At 42.2% G+C, this 18,108-nt stretch carries 4 protein-coding genes; all 4 read left to right on the top strand.

The features are described from left to right. The first annotated feature begins 7 nt into the window (after nt 1-7). The 4 genes from L6494_RS13205 (at nt 8) to L6494_RS13190 (ending at nt 18,092) form a co-directional block, all read left to right on the top strand. Complete coding sequence (locus L6494_RS13205; RefSeq protein ID WP_237995584.1) at nt 8-7,972, top strand: non-ribosomal peptide synthetase; 7,965 nt, start codon at nt 8-10, stop codon at nt 7,970-7,972. 165 nt (nt 7,973-8,137) lie between these two features. Further along, on the top strand, nt 8,138-11,464 hold the full coding sequence (locus L6494_RS13200; protein WP_237995582.1) for an amino acid adenylation domain-containing protein: 3,327 nt from the start codon (nt 8,138-8,140) through the stop codon (nt 11,462-11,464). Continuing rightward, the gene (locus tag L6494_RS13195) at nt 11,461-15,051 is read left to right on the top strand and encodes a non-ribosomal peptide synthetase (RefSeq protein WP_237995580.1); all 3,591 of its coding nucleotides are present in this window, start codon (nt 11,461-11,463) and stop codon (nt 15,049-15,051) included. Before L6494_RS13200 ends, L6494_RS13195 begins: the two co-directional genes overlap by 4 nt. Before the next feature lie 2 nt (nt 15,052-15,053). Further along, nucleotides 15,054-18,092, top strand: a complete 3,039-nt coding sequence (locus L6494_RS13190) for a thioester reductase domain-containing protein (RefSeq protein WP_237995578.1) — start codon at nt 15,054-15,056, stop codon at nt 18,090-18,092. Nucleotides 18,093-18,108 lie beyond the last annotated feature (16 nt).

Here is an 18,108-nt window from a genome sequence, read left to right as displayed (position 1 = left end):
TTAATATATGAATATTTCCACATCCCAAAAACGCGAACTATTAGCGAAACTACTACAACAAAAAGTCACCAAACAACATTTCCCCCTTTCTTTTGCTCAAAAAAGATTGTGGTTTCTCGATAAATTACAGCCAGGATTATCAGTTTATAACCTACCTGCGGCTTTGCGGTTGACGGGTAATCTCGATGTCACGCACCTAGAGCAAAGTTTACAGTCAATCGTGTTACGTCATGAGATTTTACGCACCAGTTTCGCTGTAGTTAATGATGAACCTGTACAGAATATTGCTGCAAACGTCAAACTAAATCTACCTTTAGTTGATTTGCGGGAATTATCACCAGAAAATCAAGAATCACAAGTCATACAGCAAGCCAAATTACTCACGGAACAGCCGTTTCAACTTACAGAACTGCCTTTATTACGTGTTGCGTTACTACAACTGAGTGATACTGAATTTGTATTGATTTTGGTGATGCACCACATCATTACAGATTACTGGTCATTTCGTGTTTTGGTGCGAGAATTAATATCACTTTATCAAGGGCAAACCTTAACAAAATTACCAATTCAATTTGCAGATTTTGCAACTTGGCAACAAAAATGGCTGCAAAGTGAAGCTAGGACAATTCAATTATCATACTGGCAAGAACAACTGAAAAATTATCCCCGTGAATTGTCTCTCCCTACAGATTATTCACGCAAAGCTATACAGACTTTTAGAGGTGCGCGACTATTTTTTACTTTGTCATCAGAATTATCTGAACAATTGCGACAATTGAGCCAACAGCATAATGCTACGCTGTTTATGACTTTGTTGACAGCATTTAATATCTTATTATATCGCTACAGTGGACAGGATGATATATTAGTTGGTTCTACAGTTACTAGCCGCGATCGCTCAGAAATTGCTAACCTCATCGGGCTATTTGTTAATAATCTCATATTTCGCACTAATTTATCTAGTAAACCCAGTTTTATCGAACTTCTCAACCAAGTAAAAGAAACAGTTTTAGGCGCGTTATCTCATCAAGATTTACCCTTTGAAGATTTAGTAGAACAACTACAACCAGAACGAAATTTAAGTCAAAATCCTCTATTTCAGGTAATGTTTGTTCTCCATAACACACCTCATCAAACTATAAGTTTGCCTGGATTAAAAATAGAACCTCTAGAAACAGAACATTCTACATCTCGGTTTGATATCAGCTTAGATATGTACGAAGCTCCAAGCGGTTTAAGGGGAACTTGGGAATACAGTACAGAATTATTTGAACAAGCTACTATTGAAAGGTTAAATGAACATTTCCAAACTTTATTATCTGGCATTGTCGCTAATCCAGCACAATCTATTAATGAATTATCATTACTAACAGCAAAAGAACAAAATTTATTAACAGAATGGAACGATACATTTACAGAAATTCCTGAATTAACAGTTTATGAATTATTCAGGCAACAAGTAACGAAAAAACCAGATAAAATTGCTGTTATTTTTGGTGATAATTCCCTAACTTACCAGCAACTTGAGCAAGCAGCCTGTGAACTAGCAACCTATTTACAGAACATAGGATTAAAAGCAGAAACAAGAGTAGGAATTTGCTGCGATCGCTCTCTAGAAATGGTAATTTCTTTATTAGCAGTCCACAAAGCCGGCGGTGCTTACGTTCCCCTCGACCCCAGCTATCCCCAAGAGCGTTTACAGTTTATAATTAACGATTCACAAATATCAATCTTATTAACTCAACACTCCTTATTAAATAACCTACCAGAACACTCAGCAGAAATCATCTGTTTAGACAACAGTCAACAAATTCCCTCTTCCCCCCCCTACACCCCTACACCCCCACACCCCTACACCCCTCCTCACTCAGAACAACTCGCCTACCTAATCTACACCTCCGGTTCAACCGGCACACCCAAAGGCGTGCAAATTTTGCACAGAAGCTTAAGCAACTTCTTAACTGCAATGTCCAAAGCACCAGGACTCACAGCAGCAGATAACCTCTTAGCTGTCACCACCCTAGCCTTTGACATTGCAGCCTTAGAGATTTTCTTACCCTTAATTGTCGGTGCTTGTTTAGTCTTGGTAGAAAGGGAAGTTCTCCTGGATGGAGAGAGATTAGCACAAGCGATCGCGCAACATCAAATCACCGTCATGCAAGCCACCCCCGCAACTTGGCGATTACTCCTAGCCAGTGGTTGGGAAGGTAAGCAAGACTTAAAAATTCTCTGTGGCGGCGAAGCATTAGATCATACCTTGGCACAACAACTACTATCCTGCACCCAAGAAGTCTGGAACTTATACGGCCCAACAGAAACCACCATTTGGTCAGCAGCCCAGAAACTCAGTATAGATGAACCCGTAACCATCGGTCATCCCATCGCCAACACTCAATTTTACGTCCTCGATGAGCATTTACAACAAGTCCCCATAGGCGTACCCGGAGAATTATATATTAGTGGTGCAGGAGTCGCCAGAGGATATTGGCAACGTCCAGACTTAACAGCAGAAAGATTTCTCATCAAAACTCTTCCTCTCTGCGCCTCTGCGCCTCTGCGTGAATACACCCTATACAAAACAGGCGATCGCGTCCGCTACCTAAGAGATGGTAAACTCGAATACTTAGGGAGACTAGATTATCAAGTCAAGATTCGCGGTTTTCGGATTGAATTAGGAGAAATTGAGGCGGTAATAACACAACATCCCCAAGTATCACAAGCTTTGGTGACTATGCGAGAAGATGAACCAGGAGAACAGCGTTTAGTAGCATATATAGTTCCATGTTGCCCAGAATCAAACTTACCCCACCCCAACCCTTCCCTTATAAAGGGGAGGGAGATAGATAATTCTCCAGTTTCCCCCCTTTATAAGGGGGGATTAAGGGGGGTAAATCCAGAATATAACGGCGTAGGTTGGGTACATGATTTACAGCAATTCCTCGCCAGCAAACTCCCCAAATATATGATTCCTGGGGTATTTGTGCCATTAACAGCCTTACCCCTTACACCCAATGGTAAAGTTGACCGTAAAGCCTTACCTACTCCCAATACTCAAGCACTGGTACATGAAACTCCTCGCACACCAACAGAGGAAGTTTTGGCGAGTATTTGGGCGACGGTGTTGGGTGTCGAGTCGGTGGGTATTGAGGATAATTTCTTTGATTTGGGGGGACATTCCCTGCTGGCGACGCGGTTAATTTCTCAAGTGCGGCAGGTATTTGGTGTAGAGTTACCTTTGCGTCATCTGTTTGAAAGTCCGAGAATTGGGGATTTAGCAAGGGTAATTGCCCAAAGTCATAGGGAAAGTAGCCCCTTATTGCCGATTCCTCGCACTGGTAATTTACCTCTATCCTTTGCCCAGCAACGCTTTTGGATTTTAGCGCAGTTAGAGCCGGATAGTCCTTTTTATAATATTCCTTTGGCGGTGCAAATTCGGGGTGATATTGATTTGGATAGTTTGCAGCGCAGTTTTACGGAAGTGGTGCGGCGACAGGAAATTTTACGGGCGAATTTCTTAAATGTCGATGGACAGCCTGTTTTGAGGATTGCTGATGTTTGTGATGTAAAGATACCAGTGATTGATTTACAGGGATTACCGGAGTTTGAGCAACAGCAGCAGGTGAAGGAGTTGGCGCGAACTCAGGCGCAGCAGGCTTTTGATTTGGCTGGTTTGTTGTGGCGGGTGCGGTTGGTACGATTGGGGGAGGGGAATCAGGTTTTGTTGTTGACTTTGCATCATATTATTGCTGATGCTTGGTCTTTGGGTTTGTTGGTTCGGGAAGTGTTTCGCGCAAAGGCGCAAAGGCGCAAAGGTAAGAAGGAAAGAAAGGATACTCAAGTTCAGTATGTGGATTTTGCTTTTTGGCAGAGGGAGCGGTTGCAGGGGAGGGTTTTGGAGGAGCATTTGCAGTATTGGCGGGGACGGTTGGAGTCTGCGCCGGTGATGTTGGAATTACCGACTGATTACCCCCGTCCGGCTGTACAGTCTTTTCGGGGGGCTGTGTATGGGTTTGGTTTGTCGGGGGAATTGACTCAGGGGTTGAGGGGGTTGAGTCGGCGTTATCACAGCACTTTATTTATGACTTTGTTGGCTGTCTGGAATGTGCTGTTATCTCGTTACAGTGGTGATGATGATATTGTGGTTGGGAGTCCGGTAGCTAATCGCAATCGTGTAGAGACGGAAGGGTTGATTGGTTGTTTTGCTAACACTCTGGCTTTGCGTACTGATTTGAGTGGCAATCCTAGTTTTGCTGGTTTATTGTCACGGGTTCGGGCAACAGCTTTGGGTGCTTATGCCCATCAGGATTTGCCTTTTGAACAATTGGTAGATGTGCTGCAACCAGTGCGATCGCTCAGTCATTCGCCGATTTTTCAAGTGATGTTAGTGTTGCAAAATTTACCTTTGCCAGATTTGGATATGGGGGGCATCGAATGGCAAGTAATTGAGGCGGATAGTGGTACAGCAAAATTTGACTTGACTTGGTTCGTGAGCGAAACTGCTCAGGGGTTAAGTTGTAAGTTGGAATATAATACTGATTTATTCGCAGCCACAAAAATTGAGCGGTTGGCTGGACATCTAGAAACATTATTACAAGCAGTAGTTCTCAATCCCGAACAGCATATTAATGATTTACCGTTATTAACCACTTTTGAACAGCAGCAACTCGCACAATGGAACACCACCCAACGCCAATATCCTCAGCAGTGTTTACATGAATTGTTTGAGACACAGGTAAAACAAACCCCCGAACGAATAGCGGTCATTTGGGGTGAAGAACAGCTAACATACGACGAATTAAACACCAAAGCCAATCAATTAGCCTGTCATCTGCAAAATTTAGGTGTCCAGCCAGAAACGCCTGTGGGAATTTGCGTTGACCGTTCCCTAGATATGATTATCGGCTTATTGGCTATCCTCAAAGCTGGTGGTGCTTACGTTCCCCTAGACCCCACTTATCCCGAAGCCAGATTAGCATTAATTATTCAAGATGCCCAAATGCAGGTGTTACTCACCCAGCAAAAGCAATTAACCAAACTCCCCCCATTAGAAATCCCGATAGTTTGCCTTGATACAAATACCCCACCCGTCCTATCGGACTCCCTCCCCTTAGCAAGCTACGGTATACACACCAGTCGAATTACCCCCCTTAATCCCCCCTTAGAAAGGGGGGAAACCGGAGAATCTAGTTCCCTCCCCTTTATAAGGGGAGGGTTAGGGAGGGGTGTAAAACCAGCCAACCTAGCCTACATCATCTACACCTCCGGCACTACAGGCATTCCCAAAGGTGTGGCAATTACTCACCAAAGTCCAGTTACACTCATGTATTGGGCGCGGGAAGTTTACTCACAAGCAGAATTAACAGGTGTTTTAGCTTCCACCTCAATTTGTTTTGACCTTTCAGTATTTGAAATCTTCGTTCCCCTAAGTTGGGGAGGTTGTGTCATCCTCGCCGATAATGCCTTACAATTACCGGAATTACTAGCCGCCTCACAAGTAAGGTTAATCAATACAGTCCCCTCAGCCGCCAGAGAACTGCTACGTTTAAATGGTATTCCCGCATCAGTGCAGACAGTCAATTTAGCCGGTGAACCGTTACCCAAATCCCTTGTAGACGCACTTTATCAACAATCCACAATTGAGAAAGTATACAATCTCTACGGGCCTTCAGAAGATACTACCTACTCTACCTTTGCCCTGATTCCCCGCAATAGTCCACAAGCTCCGACAATTGGTAAACCCATTGCCAACACTCAAGTTTATATCCTAGACCAAAACCTGCAACCCGTTCCCGTAGGTGTACCCGGTGAAATTTACCTGAGTGGTACAGGGTTAGCAAGAGGTTACTGGAAGCGTCCAGAATTGACGGACGAAAGGTTTATTAATTGGGGAATAGGGAATAGTCAACTTTACAAAACAGGCGATCGCGCTCGTTATCTCCCAGATGGTAATATTGAATATCTGGGGCGTTTGGACCATCAAGTAAAATTGCGCGGTTTTCGCATTGAATTAGGGGAAATCGAAGCGGTACTTAACCAACATCCAGAAGTAACCCAAGCTGTCGCCATTGTTCGCAACGATACCCCAGAACATAACCGCTTAGTAGCTTATGTTGTTCCTAAATCTCACATTGAAGCAGCAGAATTAAGGCAATTTTTAGCGGCGAAACTTCCTGCGTATATGCTACCGACAGCGTTTGTCATCCTGGAAACTTTACCGTTAACAGCTAATGGTAAAGTAGACCGTCATACTTTGCCCATACCTGATTTATCACCAGTCACCACCACCACAACCGCACCCCGCACACCCATAGAACAACAATTAATTAATATTTGGACTCAGGTGTTAGGGGTAGAATCACTTGGCATTCACGATAACTTCTTTAGCTTGGGTGGTGATTCAATTTTAGCCATTCAAGCCGTAGCCAAAGCAAATCAACAAGGCTTGGCTTTACGTCCCCGGCAGATGTTCCAATATCAAACAGTGGCAGAATTAGCAGCCATTGTAGACACTGACACCACATTATCTAGTGAGCAAACACCAGTTACAGGGCAAGTTCCTCTAACTCCCATTCAGCAATGGTTTTTTGATCAAAATCTAGTAGATGCACATCATTGGAATCAAGCCATTCTTTTAGAAGTACATCAATCTCTCAACCCTCATTACTTACGGCAAGCAATAGATCAACTATTAGCACACCATGACGGCTTGCGATCGCGCTTCCAACAAACCCCCGACGGTTGGCGACAGGAGATTTTGTCAATTGAGGAAATCAACCAAACCTCATACTTCTATCATGTTGATATCTCAAATAATGACGAAAAAACCCCTCTTTCCCTTACACCCCTACACCCCTACACCCCTACACCCTACTTTCAAGAAAGTTTCAACCTAGAAACACCGCCATTACTACGTGTCGCCTACTTTGACAATGGTGAAACCCAAAATCATCGCTTATTAATCATCTTCCACCACTTAATTATTGATGGCATCTCCTGGCGGCTATTTTTAGAAGATTTGCAACTAGCATACCAGCAACTTAGCCAAAGTCAGGAAATCCAACTCCCACCCAAAACCACATCCTATCAACAGTGGGCAAATAAACTACAAGAATATACCTGGAGTGCCGATTTACAACCAGCCTTCAATTATTGGACATCTCCCACTTGGCAAAAAATACCACCTCTCCCCGTAGATTATGCCCCAGGTTCTAACACAATGGCAGATGTAGACACCTATTCTACATTTCTCAGCGTCACAGATACCCAAGCTCTACTGCAAGAAGTTCCCCAAGCCTACCGCACCCAAATCAATGATGTTTTGTTAACAGCCTTAGCCTTAACCTTCCAAACTTGGACGGGTGAAAATCGCTTGTTAGTAGAACTAGAAGGACATGGTAGAGAAGATTTGTTTCCAAGTATTAATTTATCTAGGACAATGGGTTGGTTTACTAGCCTATTCCCGGTATTATTAAATATAAATCCTTCTGCCGATCTAGGGATTTCCCTCAAATCAGTCAAAGAGCAACTACGGCAAATTCCCGACCGTGGAATTAGCTATGGGTTGTTGCGCTATTTAGCATCCCCAACAGTTCGAGACACTCTTAAAGCAATACCCTTACCACAAGTCAGATTTAACTATTTAGGACAATCTGACCAAATCTTCTCGAAAAATTCGCTGTTTACCCCAGCGAGTGAATCTATCGGACACAGCCGTAGTCCTAGAGGGAAGCGTAACACTCTGATTGAAATTAACAGTATCGTCACAGGAGGAAAACTGCGATGTGATTGGACGTACAGCCAAAAACTGCATCACCGTCAAACCATCACCACCTTAGCAGACAACTATCAAAAAATACTACATTCATTAATTCAACATTGCCTCACCCCTGAAATTAGCGGCTTTACCCCCTCCGACTTCCCGCAAATGGATTTCACCCAAGATGAACTAGATAAATTGTTGGGAGAGTTATGAGAGGAGTTTTTTTGAAACGCGGAGGTACGCGGAGGTAACGCAAAGGTACGCAAAGTTTTATCCTTTCTTTTTACCTTTGCGTCTTTGCGCCTACCCTGCGGGAACGCCAAGGGCGAATGCGCGAAACCAATAAATACTTGCATCACAACATCAAAACTAAAAATCATGCAACCTGTGGATAAACGCAAAAATATAGAAAATATCTATCCCCTATCTCCCATGCAGCAGGGAATGCTGTTTCATACCTTGCTAACCCCGCAAGCAGGCGTATATGTCCCACAGGTTTGCTTGCACCTCGAAGGAAAACTAGATACAAACACCTTACAAACAGCATGGAATCAGGTTGTAATTAACCATCCAGCCTTACGCACAGCCTTTTATTGGGAACAGCGAGATAAACCCTTTCAAGTTGTATTTCGCCAAGTAGAAATTCCTTGGAAATTGTTAGATTGGCAGACAATATCCGAGGCGGAACAGACAGTAGAATTAGAAAAGTTTTTAGAGAGCGATCGCATTTTCATTTTCGACATCAAACAGCCTCCCCTAATGCGTTTTACTCTCATTCAATTATCAGTAATTAAACATATTCTTATTTGGACACAACATCATTTAATTCTTGATGGCTGGTCATCAGCATTAGTAATAAGAGAAGTATTTCAAAATTATTATAATTCCCCATCTTACTATCCTAATTCCCGCCCCTACGGTGACTACATCGCCTGGTTACAACAACAAGATAAAATCGCCGCTAAAACATTCTGGAAAAAGCAACTTGCAGGATTCACCACACCAACTTCTTCCTTCCCATTTACAAGGGGAGGGTTAGGAAGGGGTAAAAGCGAGAACATCACCCCCCAAGAACAAAGCCGCAGCCTTACGCCTAATCAAACAGCTTCTCTGCAACAATGGGCAAAACAGCAGCAATTAACCCTGAATACGCTCTTACAGGGTGCATTTGCTTTATTATTAAGTCGCTATTGCAACACCACAGATGTAGTATTTGGTGCAACTTCATCAGGACGACCCGCCACCTTAGCCGGTGTAGAGTCGATGGTGGGGTTATTTATCAACACTTTGCCGGTGCGGGTGCAGGTGTCACCGACAGATAATTTAGTTGAGTGGTTGCAAAAATTACAAGCACAACAAGCAGAAGCTCTAGACTATGAATATACATCCCTCTTAGAGATTCAAGAATGGAGCGAACTTGCACCAGGGACTTCATTATTTGACAGTATTTTAGTGTTTGAAAATTATCCCGTTGATACATCGGGAATTTCAGGAAATCAAGATTTACATATTACTGATATTCAATCTTTAGAATGGACAAGTTTTCCCTTAACAATGCTGGTTTCTGTAGGGAATCAAATATCATTAAAAGTAAAATATGACCGCAATAGATTTACAGATAATGCCATTACTCAATTATTAGAGCATTTCTGTAACCTGTTATTAGGAATGAGTCAGCCAGAACAAACTGTGGGGAACATACCCTTATTAACTCATCAGGAGTATGAAACCATCCACAAATGGAATCAAACAGAAGCATATTATCCTATAGAATCTATTCATCAGCAATTTGAAACCCAGGTAGAACGGACACCAGATAGTATTGCTGTGGTGTTTGGAGAAGAACAACTTACCTATAAAGAATTAAATCACCGTGCTAATCAATTAGCTCATTATTTACAAACCTGGGGTGTACAAGCGGAAACACCAGTCGGGATTTATATTGAGCGTTCCTTAGAAATGGTGATTGGGATATTAGGTATTATCAAAGCTGGGGGTTGTTATGTTCCTCTTGACCCCGCTTATCCTGAGTCTAGGTTGGCATATATTATTGATGAAACTGAAGTATCAGTGGTATTAACTCAGGAAAGTTTGTTAGCAAAATTGCTGGGTTTTACCTCTCCCCAAGCTTCAAATAGCAAAGGTTTGAGTAAAACTCTGTGGTTATGTTTGGATACAGATTGGCAAGAAATAGCCCACCAACCTGACAATATTCTCACTACATCTATTAATCCTGATAATGCAATTTATATCATCTATACTTCTGGTTCTACTGGCACACCCAAGGGAGTAATTAACACTCATCGCGGTGTGAGTAATCGGTTGTATTGGATGCAGCAACAGTATGGTTTACAGATAGGAGAAGCCGTTTTACAAAAAACCCCGTTTAGTTTTGATGTTTCGGTGTGGGAATTTTTCTGGACATTACTAAATGGTGGTTGTTTAGTAATAGCTAAACCAGGAGGACATCAAGATACAGATTATTTATTAGAAATAATTGAACAGCAGCAAATCACTACGTTACACTTTGTGCCGGCAATGTTGGGAGTGTTTTTAGAAGCACCAAATTTAACTGAACGTTGTCGCAGTATAAAGCGGGTAATTTGTAGTGGTGAAGCTTTATCAATAGAAATTCAAAATCGTTTTTTTCAGCGTTTGGATGCAGAATTACATAATTTATATGGCCCTACAGAAGCAGCAATTGATGTCACATACTGGGAATGTCAACCTACAAATGATTTACATACAGTACCTATCGGTCGTCCTATTTCTAATACACAAATTTACCTTTTAAATGATTATCTAGAACCAGTCCCTTTAGGTGTCCCAGGTGAAATTTACATCGGTGGTGTAGGAGTCGCAAGGGGTTATTGGAAACGTCCAGATTTAACGGCGGAAAGGTTTATTGGGGGAATGGGGACTGGGGAAAAAAATAACCCAACTCTCAACTCCTCACTTCCAACTCTCAACTCCCAACTCAGCACTCAGCACTCACAACTCAGCACTTTATATAAAACAGGCGACCTTGCCCGCTATTTGCCTGATGGTAGTTTGGAATACTTGGGTCGATTGGATAATCAGGTGAAAATTCGTGGTTTAAGGATTGAGTTAGGGGAGATTGAAGCGGTACTGAATCAACATTCTGATGTGCAGCAAGCGGTGGTGATGTTGGACTCGAAACAAGCTGATAATCAGCGTTTGGTGGCTTATGTTGTGAGGAAATCAACTAGCCCAGAGTCGCCAGATTTCACCAGTGAATTACAGAAATTTCTGATATCTCAATTACCAGAGTATATGTTGCCGTCTGTGTTTGTGGTGTTATCAGAATTACCTCTGTTACCCAACGGTAAAATCAATCGTCAAGCTTTACCTCAACCTGAGACTGTACGCCATGCTAATCAAGCATATATTGCACCGCGTAATTCTACAGAAACGCTGATTGCAAATATTTTGGCGGATGTGTTGCGGTTAGAAAGTGTGGGAATAGATGAAAACTTTTTTGAATTGGGGGGAAATTCCCTCTCAGCAATTCGGGTGACATCGCGGTTGAGGGAAGCTTTTCAATTGGATTTACCACTACATAGTGTGTTTGAAAAACCAACAATTGCTGGACTTGCAGAACTGATTGAAATTTTGCAACAGAGTATCCAACAGATGCAAACTACTCCATCTAGTCAACCAGGTCGTAAGGAGATTTCGCTATGAAGACAATAGAAAAGTTTCTGGCACACCTTTACAGCCTGGATGCCAAACTGTGGATAGAAGATGCTAATTTGCGGTGTAGTATTCCTGAAGATGTGCTGACGGATGAACTTAGTGTAGAATTGCGATCGCGCAAATCTGAAATCATCAACTTTTTACGTCAAGCTAAGTCATCTACAAATTATACACAAGCAATTACCCCAGCAGCACGCAACAGCAACCTACCTCTGTCTTTTGCTCAACAAAGATTGTGGTTTTTAGAACAACTACAACCCGACAGTTATACTTATAATTTACCGACAGCAGTCAGATTGACGGGGATTTTGGATGTTGCAGTGTTGGAGCGATCGCTAAATACAATTATCCAACGTCATGAGCTACTACGCACAAACTTCAAAACTGTAGATGGGAATCCGGTTGTACACATTCAGCCGAGTGTCACCCTTCCCCTAACTGTTATTGATTTACAAAATTTTAACCCCATAGAACAAGATGAAGAAGTCCGTCACCTGGCTTTAAAAGAAGCACAGACACCTTTTGATTTAGCCACGGATGTATTATTGCGCGTGAAAATTCTCCAACTAGCTAAAGATGAAAACGTAGTTTTATTTACCATGCACCACATCATATCTGATGGTTGGTCAATGGAAATTTTAGTTAAGGAGTTGGCAACCCTTTATACTGCTTTTAGTGCCAATCAACTGTCACCCTTACCAGAGTTAGCGATTCAGTACGTTGATTTTGCAGTTTGGCAGAGACAATGGTTACAAGGAGAAGTTTTAGAAACTCAACTAGACTATTGGCGACAACAATTAGGCGGTATTCTTCCAGTATTACAATTACCCACCGACTACCCCCGTGGAAGAGTACAAACATTTCGGGGTGCAATTGAGTCTTTTTCTCTCTCTCCTCAGTTGAGTCAAGACATTATCAAACTCGCAAAAAATGCAGGTATCACTCCCTTTGTTACCCTCCTCACGGCTTATAAAATTCTCCTGCACCGCTACACCGGACAAACAGATATACTCGTTGGTACTCCCGTAGCTAATCGCTATCGCCGGGAAATCGAAGGTTTAATTGGCTTTTTTGTCAACACATTAGTATTGCGGACAAATTTAGCAGATAATCCCAGTTTTCAGGAATTATTACAGCAGCTAAGAACCACCGCTTGGCAAGCTTATGATCATCAGGATATACCTTTTGAGAAATTAGTAGAAGTTCTGCAACCGGAAAGAGATTTAAGTTTTAACCCTCTATTTCAGGTAAAATTTCGGTTAGAAAATGCCCCTACAGAAAAATTAGAATTACCAGGATTAACTCTCACACCTGTAAATCGGACAGAAGCAAGTGCCAAACTAGATTTAAGTTTGGATATGTACGAGACATCAACAGGTTTTTTAGGTGCATTTGAATATAACCGAGATTTGTTTGCACCAGAGACAATTAACCGAATGGTAGGACATTTTCAAACTCTATTGACGGCGATTGTTGAGAATCCAGAAAAACGGATTTCCGAATTACCATTACTGACAGATAAAGAAAAGCAAACCATTCTCATTGATTGGAATCAAACCCAAGTAGAATTTCCCAGTCATTTAACCTTTCAAGACTTATTTGCAGCGCAGGTAGAAAAGACACCCGATGCAGTAGCGGTTGTTTATACCCCCCTTAATCCCCCCTTTCTAAGGGGGGAAAACGAAAAATCTAGTTCCCTCCCCTTTACAAGGGGAGGGTTAGGGTGGGGTAATTCGAGAACAGGTGCATACACCGAAGCTTATAAAGGCGAGGGAGTAGTTGTTGAGTACCTTACTTATAAAGAACTCAATCAAAAAAGTAATCAAGTTGCTCATTACCTCAAACAAAAAGGAGTCAAACCAGAGGTAATTGTGGGATTATGTGTAGAGCGTTCCCCATTAATGATCATCGCTTTACTTGGTATCCTCAAAGCTGGTGGCGCATATCTCCCCCTCGACCCAAATTATCCCCCAGAACGCCTGGGGTATATGTTGGCTGATTCCCAAGTTCCGATTTTACTAACAGAAATCAGCCTGAAAGTTGCCACTTCCTCAAGCTACGAAATAATTTACCTAGACACCGACTGGGAAACAATTTCCCAATGCAGTATAGAAAACCCAGAAAGTGAAGTTAAACCAGAAAATTTAGCTTATTTAATTTACACCTCCGGTTCTACTGGTAAACCGAAAGGAGTGTTAATTCCCCACATCGGCTTAACCAACCTCACACAACATAAAATACAAGTTTGTGATGTTCATCCCGGTGATTGTGTACTGCAATTTTTCTCACTCAGCTTTGATGCTTCCATCCCCGAAATCATCATGGCTTTGGGAAGCGGTGCAAAACTTTGTCTAGCCAAATCAGAATCTTTACTACCAGGAGAAACTTTACTCCAACTGCTACGAGAAAACGCAGTTACTCATATAACTATCACCCCCTCAGCCCTATCCCTACTCCCCTCAGCAGACTTACCACATCTGCGAATGGTACTGGTAGGAGGTGAAGCACCATCCCCCGAATTAATCGCCAAATGGTCACAAGGAAGACGTTTTATCAATGCTTACGGCCCAACCGAAGTTACAGTCAACGCCAGCATGGTACTTTGTGGAAACGGTCATCCTTTACTTCCCACCATTCGCCCCAGTGCCAACAAACAACTATATATATTAGATAATTATTTACAACCCGTCCCCATCGGCGTAATTGGTGAACTCTACATTGGTGGAATAGGTTTAGCGCGAGGTTATCTAAATCGCCCAGATTTAACAGCACAAAGATTTATACCTAATCCATTTAATCACCCCACCCGCCTTAGTAAGGGGAGGGTAGGGGAGGGGTCTCGTCTCTATAAAACCGGTGACTTAGCTTGTTACTTACCTGATGGTCGTATCAGACTTTTAGGGAGAGTTGATAACCAAGTCAAAATTCGCGGTTTTCGCATTGAACCGCAAGAAGTGGAAACCGTATTATGTCAACATCCTGGGGTACGTGCGGGAGTAGTAATTGTCCGCGAAGACAAACCAGGAGAAAAGCGTTTAGTCGCCTACGTCATTCCCAATGAGGAAGGAAGGGAGCAGGGGAGCAGGGGAGCAGGGGAGCAGGGGAGGGAGAATTTACCCAGTCCCCAATCTCTCCGCACCTTCATGCGAGAGAAATTACCAGAATACCTTGTCCCGTCAGCGTTTGTTTTACTGGAAAATTTACCCCTGACACCCAATGGGAAAATAGACACCCATGCACTCCCCGCACCCGAACAAGTCCTAGCAAACGCTGAATTTATCGCCCCCCGTACAGAAATCGAAGCGCAATTAGCCGATATATACGCCCGGATACTCAAGTTAGAAAAGGTGAGTATTCACGATGACTTTTTTGAATTGGGGGGACATTCTCTCATCGCCACTCAATTAATCGCCCAAGCTTTGCAAGTGTTTCAAGTCGAACTGACTGTTATGGATTTGTTTGATGCACCAACAGTAGCAGGTATGGCGGAACGCATTTTGCAACGACAACTAAAGGCAGAAATTTTAGTAATATCTGATACCGCCGATGATGAACGAGAGGAGTTTGAAATTTAACCATGAACCAACCGCTATATCTCAAACCCAATGTCATCATTGAACCCCTAATTAATCAGTGGTACGCCTGGTCTTACCTAATTTCTCCCGCTACAGCCGCAATGTACATTGCTAATTCTCATGTACCAATTATGCAATCATTCATTGCTGCGCCACAGTTACACCATGATGCTTTGAAAAATCCGGCGATGACTGGTAGCCCCTTCATCAACCATAATCCCAGTCAAGTTGAGGATATTCGGGTATTACTGGAAACAACACAGAAGCAGCAAGCGCAAATGCTAGAACTAGCGCAAGCAATTGAAGATTTAGAAAAACTCTTAGCTGCACACCCCCAGGGTTATTCTTTAGAACCTTTGTATAGTCAAATTCCCAAACCACTACGGGGTTACGTAGAAATGGTACAGGATAGTAACAATCACCCCTCGATTCGCTTCATTGAAGGGCTACTATATCGCAGTCCATATTATAATCGTGCCAATCAATCGGTAAATTTGTACTTGGGTGACGGGGATAAACGCGCTTTTGTTTTAAGTACACCGCGTTTAGAAGATGACCAGAGTATACATCTAAAAATAGCATTTAGCGATCGCCGTCTTGACCAACTTTTCCAAATGCGTCACACTCCCCAACCCTACAACGACATTCAAGAAACCCTGCAAATTCAACCCCACCAAGAATCAATCTTTGCCGAATTTTTCACCACCACACCCCCCAACCCAGAACCCGACTACACAGGGGAAGCTGTACGCGTTCGCTACTTTGGTCATGCTTGTGTTTTAATTCAAACCGAATCAGTCAGTATTCTCTGTGACCCCATCATTAGTTATCCCCATGATTCGGGGATAAATCGCTACACCTACGAAAATCTACCCCCGGTGATTGATTACGTTCTCCTCACCCATAATCACCAAGACCATGTAATGTTAGAAACACTGTTGCAGTTACGCCACAAAATTAAAACAGTGGTCGTTCCTAAAAGCAATAAGGGAATATTAATAGACCCTTCCCTAAAATTGATGCTGCAACAAATTGGTTTTGCGGATATCCGAGAAATTGACGAATTAGAAGTAATTAATCTAACTGAAGGATATATCACCGCATTGCCATTTTTAGGAGAACATGGAGATTTAAATATAGGTGCGAAAGCAGCGTATTTAGTAAATCTTAAAGGACGTTCAATCTTATGTGCAGCCGATTCTAATAATATTGAACCCCAATTGTACAGCCACCTACAGCAAATTTTTGGGGATATAGACGTACTATTTATTGGGATGGAATGCGAAGGTGCGCCTTATACATGGGCTTATGGGGCATTATTAACCAATCAAGTACCGCGAAAGATAGCCAAAACACGACGCTTAGATGGTTCTGATAGTAGCAGAGCGATCGCCCTAGTGCAACAACTCCATCCCCAGCAAGTATACGTCTATGCAATGGGACAAGAACCGTGGCTGACATTCATCACCTCAATTATATATACCGCAGAATCGCAGGCCATAATTGAATCTAACAAACTCATCGAATATTGTCATAGCCAAGAAATTCTCAGTAAACGCCTCTATGGTTGTGAAGAAATCTATTTAACACCCAACTCTCAACCATCATTTATCCTAGCGAATATTAAAACTCCCCCTTTACAAGGGGAGGGTTGGGGAGGGGTATCTTCAATTCAATCATTACTTTCAGAATTGCAGCGTTTAGATATTCGGATTTGGCTAGAAGATACTGATAGCACACCCAAACTTAGATGTAACGCTCCCAAAGGAGTTTTAACCCAGAATTTAAAAGTTCAATTACAAGAACGCAAAGCAGAAATCATCGAATTTATACACAATTGTCAACAACCAAAAGTAGAAATAGATTGGGAACAAGAAACAACCCTTGACCCGACAATTAATCCTCCTTCCCCATCTTCCTTACCTTCCTCATATTCCTCATTATTATTAACAGGTGCAACCGGATTTATCGGGGCATTTCTACTAAGAGAATTACTAAACAAAACAACAGCATCAGTTTATTGTTTAATCAAATCCGAAAATCTTGAAACCGCAACCCAAAGAATCATCAAAACCTTAAAAGATTACCAAATTTGGGATAGCTCATATCTAGAAAGAATTATTCCCATAGTAGGCGACTTAACCCAACCAAAGCTAGGACTATCTGAACTAGAATTTCAAAACCTAGCCAACCAGATAGACGTAATTTATCATAACGGAGCGCGAGTAAATCACACAGAACCTTACAACCGCTTAAAATCTGCAAATGTTTTAGGTACACAGGAAATTTTCCGACTAGCCAGCCAGAGCAAACTCAAACCAGTACATTTAATTTCCTCAACCAGTATTTTTGCAGCCAATAATAATAGTAATTCCCAGGTGACAGAAGATGCTAACTTAGATGATTATGGTATACCTATTGGTGGTTATTCTCAGAGTAAATGGGCATCAGAAAAACTAGCTATAAACGCTATAAACCGAGGAATACCAGTCAACATCTACCGATTAGGAGCAGTATCAGGAGATAGTAAAACCGGAGCATTTAATCAAAACGATTTCCTCTACAAACTTCTGTTAGGTTACGTCCAATTAGGCAGTATTCCAGATACACCAATGCCATTAGAAATCTTACCAGTAGATTATGTTTCTCAAGCCATTGTTGAACTATCAAAAATCCCATCCACCCAACGAATATTCCATATCATCCAACCCAAACCCATCTCCTCAGACATAGTATTTGAACAACTAAAAAAAATCGGCATTGAAATTGATAAAACCTCATATCATCAATGGCGTAACCAAATCTTAGAAATAGCCCAAAACTCCCCAAAACACATCTTATATCCCCTAATCCCCCTATTACCGAGAAACAGAACCACCAGCGAAATACCAACCAACAAAAAACTACAATTCGACAACAGTAAAACCCAAAATTTGCTCAATCAACTAATCCCCCCACCAACCATCAACGAAACCCTAATTCAAACCTACCTCTCCCACCTCATCCAACAAAACTGGATTAAAACAAAACTCCCCTCATAAACCTTCTCTGCGCCTC

The sequence above is a fragment of the Nostoc sp. UHCC 0870 genome (genome assembly GCF_022063185.1).
In the GTDB taxonomy this organism is placed as follows: Bacteria; Cyanobacteriota; Cyanobacteriia; order Cyanobacteriales; family Nostocaceae; genus Trichormus.
Note: the sequence above shows the minus strand (reverse complement) of the source record. Positions and strands in the feature narration are given on the sequence as shown.